Origin of the sequence: Cyclobacterium sp. 1_MG-2023, from assembly GCF_030546805.1 — a bacterium.
In the GTDB taxonomy this organism is placed as follows: domain Bacteria; phylum Bacteroidota; class Bacteroidia; order Cytophagales; family Cyclobacteriaceae; genus Cyclobacterium.
The window spans coordinates 1-21,718 of record NZ_JAUOPC010000029.1 but is presented as its reverse complement, the minus strand read 5'-3'; the positions used below and the strand labels follow the sequence as shown (position 1 = coordinate 21,718).

Below are 21,718 nucleotides of genomic sequence, written 5' to 3'. Positions count from 1 at the left end.
TTGAGGGATTCGAACCCCCGACCCTCTGCTTGTAAGGCAGATGCTCTGAACCAACTGAGCTAAACTCCCAATATTTTAAATAATTTTGAATTTTATTCGACCTTTACTTTTAAAGGCTAGATGTGGGAGTTGAGGGATTCGAACCCCCGACCCTCTGCTTGTAAGGCAGATGCTCTGAACCAACTGAGCTAAACTCCCAATATTTTTAATTAGTTTCAGGTTACTTTTAACCTTCTAATTCTTTTTTGCAATAAATTAACCAAGTGGAATGAAGTACGTTTAAAGCAATTAGCAGTGGTAAATCACCCGATTTGGATTGCAAATGTAGGGTTAAATTTTAATGTTGCAAAAATAAACTTAGTTTTTTTCCAATTAAAATTATTGTTGTCCAGTAATACAATTGGTTTCGATTTAAAGTTGGATATGGATTGTAAAGCGATATTCAAAAAGCAAGCCCTTAGGAAAATTGGAACAATATCTTTTCATATTTGAACTTGTTTTCTTCCATGATTTTGAGCCATCTTTTCACTTGGTCTTAAAGAGAATTATATACATTAATATAGTTTTCATCTCTTGCTTGATTAAAGACACCAGAATAGAAAAAAGCTATGGTGGAGGAATCCATAATATTTACCGGATTCTTTTCCACCATCAAAAAACGATATCATATCGGAGCGACCTGTGATGAACTTAAAGAAAGGTTTCGCAAACATAACTCCAACCAAAAGAAAGGCATTTTAGCCCATCCATTACTTAATTTTCAGATTGTAAGGTTAAGCCTCTGAAAGTTTGTCTTTTTTCCTTTTAAAAAATGTATGTAACTTATCCGCAAGGAGGGAGTCCAAATAGTGTTTGCCTGAATATTTTCCTTCACAAGGAAAGGAACTAAGTTTTAATTGAGGTTACATTATCTAAAAATATTCAACTAAAGGACTATCAACAAAATAGGGGTATTTTTTTTCGAAAAATTTTCTAGAATCGTTGATTCCAATGCTGTATACAAATCATTACTTCAATCAATGAAAGTTGAAAAGGATCTTATTCTTGGGCTAAAGAAAGGGAATAGCGATGCCCTATCTATGATTTATGATCAATATTATGAAAGCCTTTATTTTTATTTATTGAAGTTTACTCAGCAGGAAGATTTGGCACAGAATGCTGTGCAGGATTTATTTGTGGACCTATGGGCATCAAGATCAAGGTTAGGTGAAATTAAGTCACTCAAAGGGTATCTTTTTGTTTCTGGAAAGCGGAAGTTATATCATTTGCTACAATCCAACAAAAAGAAGCAACGATTTGGTGTGGATTATCCCGAAGAGGTAGAGGGAATGTTCTTCCAATATTCACAAGAAGATTTTTTAGTAGAAATAGAAACCAATGAGCAAAGGAAAGATAGGCTTTTAAAAGCGATAAATGGTCTTCCTTCTCGGCAGAAAGAATGTATTTATTTGCGTTATTATGAAAAATTAAGCATTGAGGAAATCAGTCAAATCCAAGGGATTGCTTACCAGTCAGTACTTAATAATTTACAAAGAGCACTTCAAACATTACGCGCAAACCCATTAATCGTCAGTTTATTTGAATGGGTTCTGCTTGCAGTTATTTGTTTAATGTAAAATTTATTTTAATTTTTTCCGATTTTTTTGAGTATCTGTCTCTTGAATGAGCCTCTTTATATAAAAGCCTGCGATATAGGATTATTTTATTAAAAGATCGAATATTCTAATAATTGAAAAATTCCAAACCAATATTTGACGACTTGAGGAAAGAAAAGGAAAACCCTGTCAAGGTTTTTTTTGCCAATCGCTCACTGTCAAAAACTGTCCTTGCCCAAGAAAAAAGCAAATTAATGCTAAGGATAGCATCCGATGAAGCAGGTATTGAGGCGAAATCTGTGGCGATGAAAAATTGGAGGGCCATTATTTTTAGGTATGCGGCAGCAGCCGTGGTTTTAGTTGTAAGCTTGGTGGCTGTCATTAGTATTGATAAGGTAAGTCATCAAACAGCCTACGGAGAGGTGGCAAGTGTTCAATTACCGGACGGAACTAAGGTAACCCTCAATGGAAACTCTTTAGTAGAGTACTCCCGATTTTATTGGTGGTTTTTAGAGGAAAGGAAGGTCTCTCTTAATGGAGAAGCCTTTTTCGATGTGGTCAAACGAAAAACCAAAGATGGAAATTTGAAATTTCAAGTCTTTACCGAGCACTTAAAGGTCGAAGTTTTAGGGACAGAATTTAACGTTATTGACAGGGCTAATCAAGAGGTGGTAGTATTGGAAGAGGGGAGTGTGCAGGTTAATATTTTAACTACTGAGACCACTATACCTTTAATCCCGGGAGAGTACATGAGCTATGATAAAATAAATTTTAAGGTGGAACATGGCTCAGTTGTAACAGAAGGCTACACCTCATGGAAGGACAATTATATTGTTCTTGACAACAAAACCTTAGGAGACCTTGCCCGGATTATCAATACAGTTTACGGAAAGAAAGTAGTTTTTAATAAGAATTCAGACAAGGATATAATTCTTCAAGGAAAAGTCCCTTCAAATGAAATCAATGTTTTGATTCAAGCCTTAAGATTGGCAACAAACCTAAAAATACATATGGAAGGAGATACGGTGTTTGTCAACTGAGACAAACTCAAATAGTGCAATACTCAATTAATATTAACAATAAAAACCCAATTTATGAGAAATTATTATTACACCATAGCATTGCTGCTATGCTTGTTTAATTTAGGAAACAACCAATATTCCTTAGGGCAGGAGTTGCTTTCTTATAACGAATTTGACAATCAAAAGCAGCCGAATAGCACAGCAAAAACCATGACTTTCAAAAAGGCCATGGAGCAATTTGGAGACCATTATGGGATCTCATTTTTGTATCGCAAAGATTTATTGGATCACCAATTGGTCAATTCTCCCATTTTATCCGGAAATAGGGAAAAAGGTCTAAAAGAATTGCTTGCACCTTTAGGTGTGAGGTATAAAGAATTGCGGAAAGATTATATCGTTATTTTTTCAAGTGAAGAAATAAACAGGAAGGATGAAGATGAACTTGATCATTCTCAACTGCGCTTTGATACAGTAATTAAAGGTGTAATTACTGAAGAGAGTGGTGAGCCCCTTCCCGGGGCCACGATAATGGTGAAAGGAACTAATATTGGAACTGTAACTGACTTGGATGGAGCTTATAGTATTACCATTCCTGACAATGTAGAGAATCCGGTCTTAGAGTTTTCTTTTATTGGCTTTAGTCCGCAAGAAGTAGCCGTTGGGACACAAACAGAAATTAATGTGACTTTATCTGATAACCTTGCTTCTCTAAATGAAGTGGTGGTTATTGGTTATGGAGCAGTAAAGAAGAGTGACCTGACAGGGGCTGTATCATCTGTAAAGGCCAGTGAAATTCAGCAAACTCCTATCACCTCGATTGACCAAGGACTTGTCGGTCGTGCCTCCGGAGTCATGGTTACCCAAACATCAGGAATGCCCGGAGCTGTTGCTTCTATACGTATTCGAGGTTCTAGTTCACTTCAAGGGGGGAATGAACCATTGTATGTAATTGATGGATTTCCCGTTTACAGCGGGTCAGGTTTTGGAGAAACAGGAGGTAATGCTCGGATGAGTGGCTTGTCCACCATCAACCCTGCAGATATTGAGTCTATTGAAATACTAAAAGATGCTTCTGCGACGGCAATTTATGGAGCAAGAGCTGCCAATGGAGTTGTTTTGATAACAACTAAAAGTGGGAAAGAAGGGCGTGATCAGGTTTCCTTTGATGCATATTATGGTGTGCAAAAAGTGGTTCAGAAAATTGATGTGATGAATGCATACGATTATGCTACTTTGGTCAATGAGGCTTACACCAACGATGGTCTAAATCCTGTGTATGGTGCAGATAAGATGGCTGAACTTCAGGCCAACCCAAAAGGTACAGATTGGCAAGAAGAGATATTTAGAGCAGCGCCTGTGCAGAATTATCAGTTGTCATTTTCCGGTGGTGATAAAAAGACCAACTATGCAGTTTCAGGAAATTATTTCAACCAAGAGGGTGTCATTATCAATTCTGGTTTTAAACGCTATTCCGGAAGAGTTAATATCGCAAGAAATATTAGCAATAAGTTCAAGGTAGGTACCAACTTTAATGTAAGCAAAACCATGTCGAATGCAGTGCCAACAGATGCTGGTGGATCTGGAGGCGTGGTGACAGGTGCGATGAAGTTTAACCCTATTTTACCGGTGTACGCTAACCAAGAACTAGGTATATATACCCAAGTTAACAGCCCGGGAATTATCTACCCTAACCCGGTTGCATCAGCCCTCGAGCAAGTGAGGGAAAGTGCCATGTTACGGGTGCTGGGAAATATTTTTGGTGAGTATGAATTTGTCCCAAACCTGGTGGGGAAAGTATCCTTCGGGACTGATCTCGTAAACACCAAGTTTGATACATTTATTCCTACGAGTATTTTTGAGTCCAACGGTATCGCAAAAGGAACTATCAACGGTGGATATACAACGAATTGGTTGAACGAAAATACCTTGAGTTGGAATAAAAAAATCAATGATATGCATAGTGTTTCTCTCTTGGGGGGGATTACTTTTCAGAAGAATTTCTATGAAAGTTTAAGGGCTTCTTCTCAGGATTTTGTAAACAATTCCTTGGAAGAAAATGCTTTAGGTTCTGGTTCAGTTTACAACCAACCTGGCTCATCTAAAACTGAATGGAGTTTGGTTTCCTATCTGGGTAGAGTCAATTATAACTTTAATGAGAAATATTTACTTTCCTTAAATGGAAGGATAGACGGCTCCTCCAGGTTTGGTGAAAATAACAAGTATGCATTTTTTCCTTCCGGAGCATTCGCTTGGAGAGCGATTGAGGAAGATTTTATTCAAAACATGAATACCTTCTCCAACCTCAAAGCTAGGGTGAGTTATGGTGTTACGGGCAACCAAGAGATCGGTTTGTATAACTCATTGCCTACCTTAACCAATACTACTTACACTATTGGAAGGGCATTGATGACTGGATTTTATCCCAATTCAATTCCTAACCCCAATTTGAGATGGGAGAAAACCTCGCAATTTGACTTCGGATTGGATTTTGGTTTTTTTGGTGAAAGGTTAAGGTTTACAACTGATTACTACTTCAAGAAGACAATTGATTTGATATATGATGTGGCTGTGCCTTATGTTTCCGGCTTTGGCTCTTCTTTACAAAATATTGGAAGTATTCAAAACCAGGGAGTAGAGCTAATGATTGGTGCCGATATCTTGGCCCAAACTGAATTGAAGTGGACCTCATCCTTTAATATCTCTTTCAATCGAAACAAAGTATTAGAATTGGGTGGTGAAAGTTATAAGGATGTTGGAGGAGGAGACGGCCACTTGAAAACTGGTTCAGTTCACCGTTTGATTGTTGGCCAGCCCATTGGTTTGTTTTATGGGTATGTTTCAGATGGAATCATCCAAAATGCGGAAGAACTGGCCGCCGGACCTGTAGGGCCTACCAACTGGATTGGTGGAAGAAGGTATTTGGATATCAGTGGTCCAAATGGTGTTCCTGACGGAGTGGTCAATGCCACTTACGATAGGGCAATTATTGGAGATCCAAACCCTGATTTTTTTGGTGGATTTACCAATACCATATCCTATAAAGGTTTTGAATTGAATGCCTTTACACAGTTTTCATATGGTGCAGATATTTTTAATTACAACGCCATGGAATTAGAGTTGCCTTCGGGAGGACAAAATGTTTACAGTGATTTAGTCAACAGGTGGACCCCAAGCAATCCGAGTGATGTTTATCCCAAGGCCACTACCAATAGGTCAGCAGTATTTAGTGATGTATTTATGGAAGATGGATCCTATCTGAAAATCAAAACCCTAACCTTGGGCTATACTTTCCCTGCTTCTGAAATCAAGGCATTAAGTGGATTAAAGTTGTACATAACAGGTCAAAACCTATTTACCTTCACCAACTATTCCGGATATGATCCTGAAGTAAGTTACCGTGGTGCAACCAACCTTCAGTTAGGGGAAGATTTTGGAGGCTACCCACAGTCCAGAACTTTTATGATAGGGGCCAAAATTAACTTCCAATAAATCGCAAATAACCATGAAAAATATAAAACACATAGCATTTCTATTCCTACTCCTAAGTTCATCATCTTGTATGGATGAGTTCCTGAAAGAGTCTCCGGAAGATAGATTCGTAATCGGTAATTTTTACAGTAGTCAGTCCGATGCAGAAGCGGCCGTGACAGCTGTGTATAGGAAATTATATGACATTTATGAACGAAATATGTTCATTTTGAATGATCTCCCTGCGGATACTGAAAAAAATGGTTTGGGAATGCCCAATCAATACCTTCAAAACCTTGAATTCTTGAGGCACACCTCAGAAAATCAATTTACCCGTACCATGTGGCAACAAAATTATGATGGAATTGCCAGAGCAAATACCGCGATTATTAATATTCCTGCCATAGAGATGGATGAAACGGTAAAAGCTAGGCTGATTGGAGAGGCCAAATTTTTGAGAGCCTTGTATTATTTCAATTTGGTTCGTTTCTATGGAGATGTGCCGCTTATTTTAAAGCTAGAATCAGTAGAAGATGCCTTAGGCCCTAGGGTTGCGAGTGCTGAGGTTTATCAACAAATTATCAATGACCTGATGGAAGCAGAGAGTAGCTTACCTGAAATTTATGGCGAAAATGATTTAGGAAGAGCCACAAAGGGCGCTGCCAAAATTCTATTGGGAAAGGTTTACCTAACCATGAAAGATTTCAATAAATCTGTTGAGAAATTGGCTGAGGTAATCAATAATGAAGGAGATTACGGATATGGTTTGCATGAAGATTATCGGGACAATTGGCGGGCGGCTACGGAGACCGGAAAAGAAATGGTATTTGGGATTGAGTTTATGGATCCCCCGGGGAATGGTAATTCTGCCATGGTATTGCAGGGACCAAAGTATTCTTTACCCGGAGGTTTTGCAGTTTTAGGTTTGGTCAATTCAAATGAAGCAGATATACCTACAAGAGATCTTTATGACAGGTATACTGAGGATGATGAAAGAAAAGCCGGAACATTTAGAACTGATTTTGTAAGTCTCCTTGATGGCTCTGTTCATACCTCTACCATTCCAATTTTCACAAAATATTGGGAAGAAAATGAGAGCAATCCAAATAATAGCGATGCCAATATGAATGTGATTCGTTATGCAGATGCTTTGTTAATGTATGCAGAGGCATTGAACGAAATTGGGCAGACCGAGGAGGCTGCAATTCCCCTCAATAGAGTGATGGAAAGGGCCTATAATTCAATATCGCACAATGTTTCCGGGCTTAGTACAGCCGATATGAGAACCCTTATCTATGAGGAACGGCACAAAGAATTGGCCATGGAGGGACACCGTTGGTTTGATCTGGTTCGAACAGGCAGGTTTATTCAAAGGATGAAAGACCATGCTGCCTATGAAGCGAGTGTAGCTGAATCAAACAAGGTGGAGTTGGCTCAAAATATTAAAGACCATATGGTTTTAATGCCCATTCCGCAAAGGGAAATTGATTTAAACCCAGAACTTACCCAAAACCCCGGGTATTGATCCTATCCCAATTTAAGAGAGTGCCTATCCATGCACTCTCTTTTCTTTCACCAATCGAAATTATGTATAAGAAGTATTTGTATTCAATTGCATTTATCGGTCTGTTTTCACATCCTTTTGCATGGAGCCAAGAAGCTGAACATCCTAATATTGTATTGATTTATGCAGATGATTTGGGGTATGGTGATTTAGGAAGTTATGGAGCACTTGATTTTGAGACGCCTAACTTGGATAGGTTAGCCAATGAAGGCATGCGTTTCACCAACTTTGAAGTGGCTCAGGCTGTTTGTAGTGCATCTAGAGCAGGTATCATGACAGGTACCTATCCTAACCGAATCGGATTAAGTGGGGCGTTAAATCCCCATGCCAGCATCGGACTAAATCCTGAGGAGGAAACGCTAGCCGAGTTGGTGAAAAGAGCTGGTGATTACAAGGCAGCCATATTTGGAAAGTGGCATTTGGGGCATCTTAGGCCTTTTCTTCCTTTGCAGCAGGGATTTGATGAATTTGTTGGCCTTCCCTATTCCAACGACATGTGGAAGTGGACTTATGACATGCATTTGGCAACTCCGGAAACCCACGCAAGGAAAGCAAGTTATCCCGAACTCCCACTTTTGGAAGGAAATGGCACCAGAGCTTATATCAAAGATCTAGAGGATCAGGCAAATTTAACAAGCCTATATACAGAAGAAGCTACAAGGTTTATAAGAGAAAATAAATCCGGCCCCTTTTTACTGGTCGTACCTCACTCCATGCCCCATGTTCCTTTGGCAGTGTCGGAAAAGTTTAAAGGAAGAAGTAAGCAAGGCTTATACGGTGATGTGGTCATGGAAATAGATTGGTCGGTTGGAGAAATAGTCAAAGCCTTGGATGAAAATGAATTGTCTGAAAATACCATTGTAATTTTCACTTCCGATAACGGTCCTTGGCTAAACTTTGGCGATCATGCAGGCTCTGCAGGAGGTCTCAGAGAAGGTAAAGGAACTAGTTTTGAAGGTGGACAAAGGGTTCCATGTATTGTAAAATGGCCGGGGAGGGTCCCGGAGGGAACAATTAATAATAAATTGGCCTCGACAATTGATTTTTTCCCGACTTTTGCGGAAATTTTGCAAGTGCCTTTACCGGAGAGAAAAATTGATGGCGTAAGTATTTTGGAACTTTGGGAAAACAAACCCGGAGCCAATCCAAGAAAAACTTTTAATTACTACTACCAAAAAAATGCCTTAGAAGCCATTAGGAAAGACAACTGGAAGCTGGTGTTTCCACATGTCCATAGAACTTATAGAGGGGTTTCCCCTGGAAAGAAAGGGGTGAATGGCCCTACAAGACAGGCCAAAATCGGCATGGCATTGTATGACCTACGAAGAGATCCCGGAGAACGTTATGATGTTCAGAAGGAAAACCCTGAAATTGTAGCCGAATTATCAGCTTTGGCCAATAAAGTACGAGAAGACCTTGGTGATGACTTGCTTGAGATTACCGGGAAAAACCGAAGAGAACCTGGAAGAGTTAAAACAAATTAAACAATAAACGAAATGAATTTTTGTAAACTTAAAATAGTCTTTTACATAGTTGCGCTTACTTATTTTGCCATGGCATGTAATACAAAAGAGTCGCAAGATGAAAATGAAAAGCCACCCAATATTTTATTCATCATGTCTGATGACCATGCTTATCAGGCCATTAGTGCCTATGGACATGGGTTAAATGAAACTCCCAATATAGATAGAATAGCCAATGAAGGAGCAATTTTCACCAGAGCAACCGTTACCAATTCCATTTGTGCACCTAGTAGAGCCGTATTGCTTACCGGAAAACACAGCTTTATTAATGGAAAGGTAGACAATGTACAGCCCTTTGATTGGGATCAGGAAAATTTCCCTAAAATATTACAAGCCAATGGTTACCAAACTGCATTGATTGGGAAAATTCACTTGAATGGTTTGCCTCAGGGCTTTGATTATTCCATGGTGTTGCCCGGCCAAGGTCATTATTACAATCCCGATTTTCTCGTGAATGGAGAGAAAACAAGGTTTGAAGGATATGTAACCGACATTACTACGGATGAAGCGCTAAAATGGCTGAAAAGTGGAAGGGACCAAGACAAACCTTTTGCATTGATGTACCACCAAAAAGCGCCTCACAGAAACTGGAAGCCTGCTGAGGAATACCTGACCTTGTATGATGACAAGGATTTTACGCCACCGGCAAATTTTTATGACCAGGAAACCAATTATGCAAATAGAGGCACTGCAGCCAAAACCCAGGAAATGGAAATTGACGGGCATGCGCAGTGGGGACATGATTTTAAAATGGTGGTAGATCCCTATGGTGACAGTACCGGCTTTAGCAATGAGTTAAAGCGTTTTAATCCAGATCAGTTGGCCAAATGGAAAGCCGCTTATGATCCTAAAAATGAAGCCTTCTTAAAGGCCTTTGGCCAGGGTGATGAGTTTACTTTTAGTGATGCCAAAAAGAAAGAAATTGCACATTGGAAATTTAACCGCTACATAAAAGATTACCTGAGAACCATCAAATCTGTGGATGATGGTGTAGGAGAGGTATTGGATTATTTGGAAGCCAATGGTCTGGCGGAAAATACCATAGTGGTGTATACTTCAGACCAAGGATTTTACCTGGGTGAACACGGTTGGTTTGACAAGCGATTTATGTATGAGCAGTCTTTCAGAACGCCTTTATTGGTGCGTTACCCTAAGGAAATTAAACCCGGAACAACAATTGATAAGCTGGTTCAGAATTTAGATTTTGCGCCTACTTTTCTAGATTATGCCGGAATTGATGCCCCTCAAGCAATGCAAGGGGAATCCTTCCGTAAACTGGTGAGTGGGGAATCAGGAGAGTGGCGAGATGCCGTATATTATACCTATTATGAATATCCTTCTGTACATATGGTAAAACGTCATTATGGAGTGGCTACCGACCGATACAAGTTGATGCATTTTTATTATGACATTGATGAATGGGAAATGTATGACTTAAAAGAGGACCCAATGGAGATGAACAATATTTACGATGATCCTGATTATGAAGAGGTTAGAACCATGATGCATGAAAGATTGGTTGAGCTAAGGGAAAAATATGGAGATAGTGATGCCAATGATAAAAAATTCTTGGACGCTTATCTGGAAGCTAGAAAAAAATAAGGCACTGAAAAAAATTCTTTAGATAGTCCGAAGGCCCCAATCAACGGTTATAATCCCATGATTGGGGCTTTTATATTTATCCTTTGGGAGAAGCATGAAAAGGGTTAATTTTAGGTTTTACCTCAATTAAACCCGAAATATGCAATAGACATTCTATTACGTGCTGAAATCGCTTTAAAATCAGCCACTTCGTTGCTGTTTTCAATTTCACCATAGCGGTGCTATGCTAAAATTTCCAAACAGTCTGATTTTCTTTCGATTGCAACACTCATTACGAATCCTATTACATAATCCGGATTAAAACAGGCTGTAAATAAAATTCAGTTAATTTAATAAAGTCAATTTAAATGCTCATCAAGCAAATTTCATTGTTATCGGTATTGGTTGTCGCTTTTCTCTGTGCAAGTACCAAACCAAAGCACACAAGCAATCAAAGGAAAGGCAGGCCAATCGGAGTGTTGGTTTCTCCCAAAGAACTTTTGCAAATTAAAGAAAAAGCCAATAAAGGAATAGAGCCCTATCACACCAACCGAAATGAATTTCTAAGCTTTATCGATGAACTGAACAAAGCGTCTGAACAGTGGGAACCCCTACCTAATGAAGTCAAGGTGGTGGGAAGAAGTTCCTCTAACCCTATTCAACTGAGTTCTACCGGAGGTAAACTAGTTTATGGTTTGGCCATCGCCTGGCATCTCACAGGGAATGAATCCTACGCCCAAAAAGCAAAAGACTTAATTTTAGACCTTAGCTCTACTTACAATTACCAAAATGCAGAGGAACCAAAGTTTGACTGGGGAGCACAGGGCATATTGAATCTTGCCAGAGGCGGGACACCATATATTTATGCGGCAGACCTGCTCGAAGGCTGGGACCAATGGACGGCGAAGGATAAGCTAACTTACCAGATTTGGTTAAGGGATGTCATGTACAGCAAAGTAGCATGGGCAAGTCGTTATAGGAAAAACAACTGGGGGGTGGCAGGTTCCTTTTCAGCCGCACTCATTGCTTATTATCTGATGGATCATCCTGACTGGAAGCTTGAAGAAATTAGTCCCAAGCCCCAAAGCTTAAGTCCCAAAGAGGCCTTTGCAGCGCACAATGCCATGCAGATAGGGCGACAGAAAACGACTGATGATTGGAAGTTAGATGCCAAAGTGAATATTTGGGGAATTTTACCCAATGGTGCGATCCCTGAGGAAATCCGAAGAGGGGATGATCCCATAGATGGTGATTACCTGCCTACTGATGGCAGTGGTACGCATTATACCATGACTTATATCGAGCACCTCACAGCACATGCCGAATTTTTAAGAAGATTGGGCGACCATGCTATTTATGACAATATTGAAAAAGACGGTTCCGGCTCACTTCTCCAAGCCTATCACTTTGTAATAGATAATCCCAAAGGTGCCCATTGTTTTACTCCAAACCGAATCAATGCCTTGTATATGGCTTATAATTATTACAAGGATCCGGCAATGCTTCGCTCCCTGAAAGACTGTGGACCCGGAAATATTTCAGGCCAGCGTTTGGCGCTTTTTGGCAGGTTGACCCATCCTTTAATTTTAAATCCGAAATAGGTAATCTATTAACCTCGGATCGATTTAAATTCTTAAAAATCGGCTACGCCATCACTGAGAACCCTTTTTGGGACAGGATGACCAATTTTTACCGGCAAGTATTTAAATCGAACTCTGGTTATTTTATCGTCCGGGTTAAACTTATTTTTAATTATAGCCATTTTATTTTAGCCTGAAATTCATGCCTCCCCTTGCCCATCTTCCGGGCATTTGTACTGTTCCTGCTTCAATATAATCGGTATTGCTAATGTTGGAAACTTCGGCAAAAAAGCTGAATTTCTTTAGACGGTTGAAATCCAACCTGGCATCTAATAGAAAATAGGGATCCAAACTCATCCTTTCAATGTACCGCATTTTTGCGGTCAGTTCGATTTTTTCTTTGAAGGCCAGTTGAAGGCCGGAAATTAGCTGATGTCGAAGGGCTGTTAAAGAGTACCTTGTTTCCATGCCCTCTTTCTCTATGAGGTTGGCATCAATGAAATTATAACTTAAACTTACCTCTCGCAATTGGAAATTATGTTGGGTGCTTTCAAATCTGTACTGAAACCCCGTCTCTAAGCCTTGGAATGTTACTTCATTAAAATTTTGCGGCTTCCAAGGTCCTTCGGAATCTTCTCTGGTCCATTCTATCAGGTTGTCTGTATGCCTGTTGAAGTACACCAACTCAGCCCTGAACCCATTTTTTGATAATTTAAAACCTGCTTCATAATTGACGGCTTTTTCAGGTTCCAGCATGTCGTTGCCAATATTCGTTGGCCCTACGTAATACAAGTCAGTATAGGTTGGAATTCTAAAGCTTACACCAAAATTGGCATAAGTCCTAAGCCATGGATTAAGCTGATAACCCAGCTCAGCACCGGGAAAATGCTTCCATCCATACTCTGAGTAATAGTTGGAATAAAGGCCGGCTCTGATGTCCCCATGCTGGGAGAAGTTGGTTCGGTGTTCCAAAAAGGCTCCCATGATGGTCCTTTCCCTCAGCCCCAAATTATTGCTGTCAATTTTTTCTTGTCTTCCTTCCACACCATAGCCTAAGGTGCCGAAATTGGTTTCTTGGCGTCCATTAATTTCAAGTGCATAAACATTTGTAGTATGTTGGTTTTGGAAAAAAGAGGGATCATTTCTTTTCAATAGGAACTCATCATTATTGCTTCTCCAATAGGCCCTTGACTGGAGGTAAGTGTTGCCTTTTTCTAGGGTATGGCTGGTGGCTGCCAAGCTTGTTTGTATGCTTTCCCATTGATCAGGGAATGAACTTGTGTAAAAACCATTGGCACCAAAATCTCTGTTGGCGTAGGAAAGTATGGTTTTTAGCTCCTGAAAATCATTCAAATCAATTCCCGCTTCATAGAAGATGGTATTGATAGAATAATCACTATTGTGCCAATGGCCATCGCTGGCATCATGGGATACGGCCAGGCTCTGTTTGAATTTTCCGATTGGTAAGGAAACTTGGAAAGAACCACCTCTCATCCCAAAGTCACCACCGTATAATCCGGCCTGTAGGTTAAAACTTTCCGGAAGCTCTGTAATTATGTTTATTGCACCTGCATAAGCATTTTGCCCATAGATTCGGGAAGCAGGCCCTTTAAGGACATCAATTCTCTGTACACTTGCTAGTGGTACCGGAATATTGACCATATGGTGACCGGTTTGTGGATCTGAAAGTTTGATTCCATTGACCAACATTAGGGTTTGCTCAAAAGAACCACCGCGAATGCCAATGTCCGCCTGTACGCCACTTACGCCTCTTTGTCTCACATCCAACCCCGGTGTGAAGGATAATATTTCCTGCAGACTGCGTGCAGGGGCAGTTTCAATATCCTTTCTATGGATAATGCTTATGTTTCTAGAACTTTTGGAAAACGGAATTTCCATTCTATTCTCCTTTATGATTACCTCGTTGAGGTCATGAATGGTGCTATCATTCTGGGCAATTGATACCGAAGTGGCAATGAATATAAAAGCAATTATTAGGTGATATTTCATAGGATTGTTATTTGCGCCTCAAATTACCCCTCAAAAATTTACAAATACAAATCCGAAGATTGTAGGAGTTTAAGCAGGTCAAGTAAAAATTAGATGAATAGTACTTCTAATTAACAAAATAAACTTTTACCAATTTGAGCGATAGAAAGCAATATATGGCCAAAAGCATTCAATTGAAGGAAGGATTTATTTGATTGAACCCCTCTTATATGAGGCGATTCTTTTAATTTAGCAAAAAAAAGAACTATGAAATATAATCATCTAAGCAAATGGCTGATTGTAGCCTTATTGTTTTCTGCCAATTGGGTCTCTGCCCAGGTGACTGAAAATAACCAAAATGATTTCAACGAATTTACTTATAGGCAAGGTTCAGCTTACAGGGCTGCTTCGGGAAAGCCGGGGCCGGACTACTGGCAAAATAAAGCAGATTATAAAATTGCAGTAACGCTGGATGAGCAAGAACATGTTATAGCAGGTAAGGTGGACATAACCTACACCAACAATAGCCCTGAAAGTCTGCCTTTTGTTTGGTTGCATTTGGAGCAAAACAGGTTTAAAGCAGATTCCAGAGGGACACTGACTACCCCCATCCAAGGGAACAGGTATTCAGGAGATGTTGATGGAGGCTTTGCCATCAATAATGTTGAAGCCAAATTAAACAAGCGAGGAAGTACGGCTTCTTCCAAGCACATCATTACAGATACCCGTATGCAGGTCTTTTTTGATGAGCCCATTCCGGCAAAAGGCGGACAAGCCACCATTTCCATGAATTTTGAGTTTAAAATTCCTGTAAAAGGAATGGATAGAATGGGTAGATTGGCTGTGGAAGATGGTACCATTTATGCGCTGGCTCAATGGTATCCCAAAGTTGCTGTATTTGACGATGTGGAGGGTTGGAACATAGAACCTTATCTTGGAGCAGGTGAGTTTTACTTGGACTATGGAGACTTTGACTACCAAGTTACGGTGCCTTATGACCATATTGTAGTAGGTTCCGGCGCCTTACAAAATCCTAAAGAAGTACTGAATAACACCCTACTGGATCGACTGGAAAAAGCCGAGAATAGTGAGGAAACAGTTTATCTGGTAAAGCCGGAGGAAGTGAACAAGCCGGAATTAACCAGGCCCAAGCAAGAGGGAGCCTTGACTTGGCATTTTAAAATAGAAAATGCCAGGGATGTAGCTTTTGCGTCTTCTAGTGCATTTATTTGGGATGCCGCCAAAATTAATTTACCGGAAGGAAAGAGCGCGCTTGCACAATCTGTCTACCCTAAAGAAAGTGATGGGCAAGATGCCTGGAGCAGGTCTACAGAATACAGCAAAGCGTCTATTGAGCATTATTCCAATAAATGGTTTCCATATCCTTATCCTTCTGCAGTTAATGTGGCTGCTGATATTAACGGAATGGAATACCCGGGACTAAATTTCTGTAGCTATAAAAGCAAAGAAGGCTCGCTATGGGGTGTTACTGATCATGAGTTTGGACACAATTGGTTTCCTATGATTGTTGGCTCCAATGAAAGACGTTATGCGTGGATGGATGAAGGCTTTAATTCTTTCATTAACCATTATAGTTCAGAAGCATTCAATGATGGGGAATATGGATCCACTATGCAACAAACTAGAAAGTACCTCAACTGGTTTAACAGTGAGGATAGAGAAGGGATTGATACTTATCCTGATGTAGCCAATACCTCTAATTTGGGCATGATTGCCTATATGAAACCTGCCATAGGCTTGTTATTATTGAGGGAGTATATATTGGGTGAAGAACGATTTGACAATGCCTTTAAGGCTTATATCGAGGCCTGGGCCTACAAACACCCTACACCCAATGATTTTTTTAATATTGTGGAAAATGTGGGAGGAGAAAACCTCTCATGGTTCTGGAAATCATGGTTTTATGGTACAGACAATATTGATTTGGCCATTGAAAATGTGGTGCCTTATGGCAATGATCAAGTGGTTATTTTAAGCAATAAAGGAGGGGTGCCAATGCCTGTTAAGCTAGGGCTTACTTATGCAGATGGAAGTAAAGAGCATATTATGTTGCCTGTAGAGATATGGCAAAGAGGAGACAGTTGGAACTACCAACACAAATCTGATAAGCAGCTTGTGGGTGTGGAGATTGATCCTGAAAAAATTCTTCCAGATATCAATATAGCCAATGATAAATGGCCAAGTGAAATTTATAAATAAGAAGTAAAAAGGAGGAGCATTTTAGCTCCTCCTTTTTACTTATCAAATGCCGTTAATCCAATCCTTGTTATTAAAATTTTTTCTATTCAAAATCATCATTGATTTCTAACCAGTAACCGTTTGGATCCTGGAAAAATATTTGATGGATTCCATCAGGACGCAGGTTTACTTTTCCATTGAGGCCTTTTGAATTCCCGAAAGGAACGTTTTTATCTTTTAGTTTATTAATGAACGCATCCATGTCTTTTACACAAAAACAAAGGTGGTTGGTTCTGTCTATGTTTTGCTCTTTCCAAGGAACCTCACGTTCGATTACGTGAATGGATAGGCCGTATCCCATGCCAAACCAGGTATGTAGATGGTCTTTAAAAGGGTCTTCAATTTTTGGTAATCCGATTACCTCCTCGTAAAATTGATTGGTTTCTTTGAGGTCTTTGGCATAGATCGCAACGTGATTGACTTTTAATTGGGCAAATTCACTCATGGAAAATGGATGATTTGAGTTAAAGATGGACGATTTAAAAGGCTAAACAACCCTTTTAGTGACAAAAATATATAAAAAAAGCCGGAGGTTCTATTCCTCCGGCTTTTTAATGAGATGTAGCTTATTCTTTAAAGAAAGCCAAAGTTTCTGCATTTTCCAGCAGCTTGATGGCTTGCTGGTAGATTTCGTTGACTTCATTTACAACCTTGTAAAAGGCATCATCATCGTAAATATTCCTTGCCATATGGGCTTTTAGAAGTACCTGCAAATAATGCTTCGATTTTTTAAAATCCTTTTCATTGAACTCAACTTTGTATTTTTCTCCCATTTTCACCAGATCGTTGAGCATGGCATCAGTGATTTCAAAGTTCTCGTTGTACTCCTCAAAAGGCATATTATCGAATTTCTTTTTGTTGGTGTCCAAATAATCCAGGATATATTCCCTCCAAGATTCAGACCTGAACAACCTGTTGACATAAGAGCTTGACATGCTAGTATCCATCGGAACAAAATAATCCGGCATGATACCTCCTCCGCCATAAACAGTTCTTCCTTTAAGGGTTTCGTATTTTAAACTGTCATTAAAATCAATGCTGTCTGCACTGTAAAATTCTCCATGTTCCAAACGATTGAAATAATCCATGGCATAATCTTCATCATTCTCTCCGTAAGGTTTTTGGATGGATCTGCCAGAAGGGGTGTAGTACCTCGCAATGGTCAGGCGCAACTCAGCACCATCAGATAAATCTATAGGCATCTGAACAAGTCCTTTACCAAAAGACCTTCGGCCAACAATTAAACCTCTATCATTGTCTTGAATGGCTCCTGCCACAATTTCAGAGGCTGAAGCACTTCCTTCATTGACCAATACGATCACAGCACCCTCTTCAAATGCTCCGGGTCGGACTGCAAATGCTTCCTGGCTGTATCTGTCTAACTTTCCTTTTTGGGATACGATAACCGCTTTGTCTTTTAACATTTCATCAGCGATATTAATGGCGGCACCCATATAACCTCCGGGATTACCCTGAAGATCAATGATCAAGCGTTCCATACCCTCTCCTTTCAGCTCTTGCAATGCATTTCTGAATTCTTCATGGGTATTGGCTGCAAACCTTGTGATTTTTATATAGCCTGTTTCACCATCGATCATATAGGAAGCATTCACACTGTATTGCGGAATCTTATCACGGGTGATGTTAAAATCAAGGAAATCTGATTCATGCTTTCTTTTAATGGCAATTTCTACCTGGCTCCCTTTGGGACCACGCAATAGATCAAAGACATCTCTATTGGTAACGCCGGTACCGGCTACCGTTTCACCGTCTACTTTGATAATTTGGTCACCCGGTTGCAGGCCTATTTTTTCTGAAGGGCCACCAGTAAGCGGGGATACCACATAGATGGTGTCTCTCAAAATACCAAACTCAATTCCTATCCCATCAAATTCTCCCTCTAACTGTGATTTAGCCAAGGCAGCATCTTCGGCGGGGATATAACTGGAGTGAGGGTCAAGTTTTCCCAGCATTTGTTCTATGCCAAATTCCACCAACTCATTGGTATCTACACTGTCCACATAGTCCCTGTTGATATAAGTTATGATTTCCTGTAACTTATATATTGCAGACTTCAAATCGTTTCGGTCTGAAGAAGGGGCTGCAAAGGTAGCTCCTATCCAAATCCCTGCTGAAATACCCAATGCCAAAAAAATGGGTAGCCGTATTTGTGATTTTGTATTCTTCTTTATGCTCACGTTATTCCTATTTATATTTTAATGCAAAGAAAAGCATCGTTTAATTTAATTGTTTTTTGCCAATATTACAATTAAACATGTATTGAAGGCGTTTCGTTTAGATAAACGTAATATTTTTAAAATCGGTGCTATAACTTACTTTTTTTACGTTTATTTCTTTTAATTTTGTGACAATGCACTCTTCCAAAAACAAACATAGAAAATCCATTGCAGAATTGGTTACAGAAAACCATGTTTTAGCAGAAGTGCTTCACTATTTCGGCATAAGTTTTTTTCAGCATGAGCAGCACTCCTTGGAAGAAGTCTGTGCCAAGTACAAAGTGAACCCTTTTCAGGTAATCGCAGAATTGGAAGAGTGGGCCGGTAGGGTGGAGCCAACCAAGGATGAGCTTTTTCTACACCCCATTGGGGTTTTGGTGGGCTATCTTAAAAAGAAGCACAGGCATTTTATCAGGCAAGCCTTGCCTTTTCTTACCAGTATGGTGGAGGGCATAGTGATGGAAGAGCAACAAAAAAGCTTAATTACAGACCTCCGGCTGATGTTTCCATTATTTGTTGATGATTTTATTCACCATATTCATGAAGAGGAAGATACTTTGTTTGAAAGAATCGCCTATTTGCATGAGATAGAAAGTGGTGCCATCCCCCTAATTGAAGCCATAAAAGTGTTTGAACTCCCCTCAATTCAGAAAATGGCAGATGAACATGATGCCCATGATGATGAAATGGAAGGCATTCGAAAACTCACCAATGATTATGAAATCTCAGGTACAGCAAGCGTTTCTATGAAGGTGCTTTTCATCGAACTTCAAAAGCTGGAAAAGGAATTAATGATTCACGCAAAAATTGAAAATGACCTGCTTTTTCCTAAGGCTGTAGAACTTGAGCGGGAAGTTTTAAGAAGACTTCGTTTGCAAATAAAGAACAATTGATGGGTAGAGTTTTGGCCATCGACCTAGGAACTAAGCGTACAGGCTTAGCCGTTACAGATCCATTGGTGATTGTAGCGAGCCCATTAGAAACTATACCCACACATCAATTGTTAGATTATTTGAAGCGCTATACTAAAAGCGAGGAGGTATCAACAATTGTTTTGGGATGGCCTAAATCCCTGGATGGAACTGACACCAATATGACTCGGCCAGTCATTTCCTTGGAAAAAAAATTAAAGAAAACCTTCCCGGAGATAAATGTTGAATTGGTAGATGAGCGTTTCACCTCCAAGATGGCCATGCAATCCATGATCAATATGGGGAGCAAGAAAAAAGACAGAAAAGAAAAAGCAGGCAACTTGGATAAAATTAGTGCCGCTATAATTTTACAAACCTATTTAGATAGAAAATGATATACCCTATAGTAGCTTTTGGTCACCCTATACTTAAGAAAGAAGCAGAAGAAATTCATGAAGGTGAAGAGGTGAGCGGGTTAATTCATGACATGTTTGAAACTATGGGAAAAGCCAATGGCGTAGGCCTGGCAGCCCCTCAAATCAATAAAGGAATACGACTCTTTGTAATCGACAGTAACTTAATGCTGGATGAGGAAGATGAAGAGAAAGGCATAAGGAAAGCTTTTATCAACCCCATTATTCTTGATGAGTATGGAGACAAGTATGTTTTTGAGGAGGGTTGTTTGAGCATTCCTGAGGTGAGAGCAGAGATCACAAGACCTGAAAAATTAACCATTGAATATTTTGACGAAAACTGGAACCTACAAGAGGAAGAGTTTTCTGGCATGACAGCACGGGTGATTCAACATGAATACGACCACCTGGAAGGTATACTTTTTGTTGATTACCTAAAAGGGCTTAAAAGAAGAATGGTAAAGGGTAAATTGGTAGATATAAGCAAAGGAAAAGTCCCTACAGACTACCGTATGATGTACCCTTGATCCTTGCTCATTCATTGCTCACCCTTAAATTCTTATCATGCAAAATCTTACTTTAGCATTAGTTCAAACAGATATCTATTGGGAAAATAGTGCCGCTAACCTTGCCATGTTTGAGGAAAAGCTGTGGGCAATGAAAGAAAAGGCAGATATCATTGTCTTGCCGGAAATGTTTACCACAGGCTTTACCATGAATTCAGAGGATCAGTCGGAACCCATGAACCTGCATGCTTCAAAATGGTTGCTTCAAATGGCCGGACAGTTGAAATCCATCATTACCGGCAGTGTGATCATCAAAGCAGAAGGAAAGCATTACAATCGCTTGCTTTGGGCTACTCCAGAAGGTGAGCTGTTGCACTATGACAAAAGACATCTCTTTCGCATGGCCGGAGAAGACAATTATTTTTCCATGGGAATGGAAAATAAAACCTTCACCTGCAAGGGTTGGAAAATACGCCCTCAAATATGTTATGATTTGAGATTTCCACTCTGGTCTCGAAATGCTTCTACTTCAGAGGGAGAGATGGACTATGATTTGATTTTTTATATTGCTTCTTGGCCGGCATCAAGAGTCACTGCATGGGATGCATTGCTCCGGGCAAGGGCCGTTGAAAACCTATGTTACTGTGTTGGGGTGAATCGTGTTGGTGAAGATGGCAATGGGGTAAGTTATTGTGGCCATTCTGCTGCCTATGGATACAAGGGTGATGAATTGATTCAATGTGGGGAAACTGCTAAGATTTCCTTGGTAACCTTGGATGGGAAAGCACTTTTGGATTACAGGACCAAGTTTCCTGCTTGGAAAGATGCTGATGGATTTTCTATTGATTGACTCGGTTTCGGAATAGTTTTCAGATTTCGTGATAAATCCCCCTTGATCCCCCTTCTCTTATGGTTTAAGCAAGTGAATGAATGTATTTTTTTTCATAAGCTCGGTCTTGGTTTACAACCGCAAAAACTCGAGCAATTAGTTTAGCCCGAATGGCATTGATCACTGACATTTTATGTTTTCCTTCATCGACTTTTCTTTGATAATAGGTACTTAGTTCTCC

16 protein-coding genes and 1 tRNA gene are annotated in these 21,718 nt (G+C 39.9%); 12 read left to right on the top strand and 5 right to left on the bottom strand.

Translation table 11 applies throughout. The features are described 5' to 3' along the window. Positions 1 to 123: 123 nt before the first annotated feature. Positions 124 to 198: transfer RNA gene (locus tag Q4534_RS23625), tRNA-Val, on the bottom strand. An 821-nt stretch (positions 199 to 1,019) separates the two neighbouring features. Between Q4534_RS23625 and Q4534_RS23620 the strand changes: the two genes are divergently transcribed. The 7 genes from Q4534_RS23620 to Q4534_RS23590 all read left to right on the top strand — a co-directional run bounded on the left by Q4534_RS23620 (position 1,020) and on the right by Q4534_RS23590 (position 12,354). Next, a complete protein-coding gene (locus Q4534_RS23620; RefSeq protein ID WP_303615629.1) occupies positions 1,020 to 1,616 on the top strand; it encodes an RNA polymerase sigma factor in 597 nt (198 codons plus the stop codon). A 113-nt stretch (positions 1,617 to 1,729) separates the two neighbouring features. Beyond that, positions 1,730 to 2,635: a FecR family protein gene (locus Q4534_RS23615; protein WP_303615628.1), complete on the top strand. Its 906-nt coding sequence runs from the start codon at positions 1,730 to 1,732 to the stop codon at positions 2,633 to 2,635. A gap of 54 nt (positions 2,636 to 2,689) precedes the next feature. Beyond that, entirely contained in the window at positions 2,690 to 6,106 is a 3,417-nt protein-coding gene (locus Q4534_RS23610) for a TonB-dependent receptor (RefSeq protein WP_303615627.1), read from the top strand. A 13-nt stretch (positions 6,107 to 6,119) separates the two neighbouring features. After that, positions 6,120 to 7,610 carry a RagB/SusD family nutrient uptake outer membrane protein gene (locus Q4534_RS23605; protein ID WP_303615626.1) on the top strand — a complete coding sequence of 497 codons (1,491 nt, stop codon included), beginning with the start codon at positions 6,120 to 6,122 and terminating at the stop codon, positions 7,608 to 7,610. A gap of 62 nt (positions 7,611 to 7,672) precedes the next feature. Further along, the gene (locus Q4534_RS23600) at positions 7,673 to 9,133 is read left to right on the top strand and encodes a sulfatase (protein ID WP_303615625.1); all 1,461 of its coding nucleotides are present in this window, start codon (positions 7,673 to 7,675) and stop codon (positions 9,131 to 9,133) included. Positions 9,134 to 9,145: 12 nt separating this feature from the next. Further along, positions 9,146 to 10,774, top strand: coding sequence for a sulfatase (locus tag Q4534_RS23595; protein WP_303615624.1), 1,629 nt, complete (start codon positions 9,146 to 9,148; stop codon positions 10,772 to 10,774). Between the two features lie 347 nt (positions 10,775 to 11,121). Then, on the top strand, positions 11,122 to 12,354 hold the full coding sequence (locus tag Q4534_RS23590) for an alginate lyase family protein (RefSeq protein ID WP_303615623.1): 1,233 nt from the start codon (positions 11,122 to 11,124) through the stop codon (positions 12,352 to 12,354). Between the two features lie 32 nt (positions 12,355 to 12,386). Here the strand turns inward: Q4534_RS23590 and Q4534_RS23585 are convergent, their stop codons facing one another. Next, positions 12,387 to 12,515: a hypothetical protein gene (locus Q4534_RS23585; protein ID WP_303615622.1), complete on the bottom strand. Its 129-nt coding sequence runs from the start codon at positions 12,513 to 12,515 to the stop codon at positions 12,387 to 12,389. Position 12,516: 1 nt separating this feature from the next. Then, a complete protein-coding gene (locus Q4534_RS23580) occupies positions 12,517 to 14,343 on the bottom strand; it encodes a TonB-dependent siderophore receptor (protein WP_303615621.1) in 1,827 nt (608 codons plus the stop codon). Positions 14,344 to 14,589: 246 nt separating this feature from the next. Here Q4534_RS23580 and Q4534_RS23575 point away from each other — a divergent pair, with 246 nt between their 5' ends. Then, entirely contained in the window at positions 14,590 to 16,542 is a 1,953-nt protein-coding gene (locus Q4534_RS23575) for a M1 family metallopeptidase (RefSeq protein WP_303615620.1), read from the top strand. An 82-nt stretch (positions 16,543 to 16,624) separates the two neighbouring features. Here Q4534_RS23575 and Q4534_RS23570 read toward each other — a convergent pair whose 3' ends face one another. After that, on the bottom strand, positions 16,625 to 17,026 hold the full coding sequence (locus tag Q4534_RS23570; RefSeq protein WP_303615619.1) for a VOC family protein: 402 nt from the start codon (positions 17,024 to 17,026) through the stop codon (positions 16,625 to 16,627). 121 nt (positions 17,027 to 17,147) lie between these two features. Then, positions 17,148 to 18,779 (bottom strand): S41 family peptidase, encoded by a 1,632-nt coding sequence (locus tag Q4534_RS23565; RefSeq protein ID WP_303615618.1) that lies wholly within the window; start codon positions 18,777 to 18,779, stop codon positions 17,148 to 17,150. 173 nt (positions 18,780 to 18,952) lie between these two features. Here Q4534_RS23565 and Q4534_RS23560 point away from each other — a divergent pair, with 173 nt between their 5' ends. From Q4534_RS23560 to Q4534_RS23545, 4 genes are read left to right on the top strand one after another with little or no spacing between them, the layout of a single operon-like run. Continuing rightward, positions 18,953 to 19,711 carry a hemerythrin domain-containing protein gene (locus Q4534_RS23560; RefSeq protein WP_303615617.1) on the top strand — a complete coding sequence of 253 codons (759 nt, stop codon included), beginning with the start codon at positions 18,953 to 18,955 and terminating at the stop codon, positions 19,709 to 19,711. Further along, positions 19,711 to 20,124 carry a Holliday junction resolvase RuvX gene (gene ruvX / locus Q4534_RS23555; RefSeq protein ID WP_303615616.1) on the top strand — a complete coding sequence of 138 codons (414 nt, stop codon included), beginning with the start codon at positions 19,711 to 19,713 and terminating at the stop codon, positions 20,122 to 20,124. The genes Q4534_RS23560 and ruvX overlap by 1 nt, the downstream gene beginning before the upstream one ends. Beyond that, positions 20,121 to 20,669, top strand: a complete 549-nt coding sequence (def, locus tag Q4534_RS23550; protein ID WP_303615615.1) for a peptide deformylase — start codon at positions 20,121 to 20,123, stop codon at positions 20,667 to 20,669. The genes ruvX and def overlap by 4 nt, the downstream gene beginning before the upstream one ends. Before the next feature lie 37 nt (positions 20,670 to 20,706). Beyond that, complete coding sequence (locus Q4534_RS23545; protein ID WP_303615614.1) at positions 20,707 to 21,498, top strand: amidohydrolase; 792 nt, start codon at positions 20,707 to 20,709, stop codon at positions 21,496 to 21,498. Positions 21,499 to 21,718 lie beyond the last annotated feature (220 nt).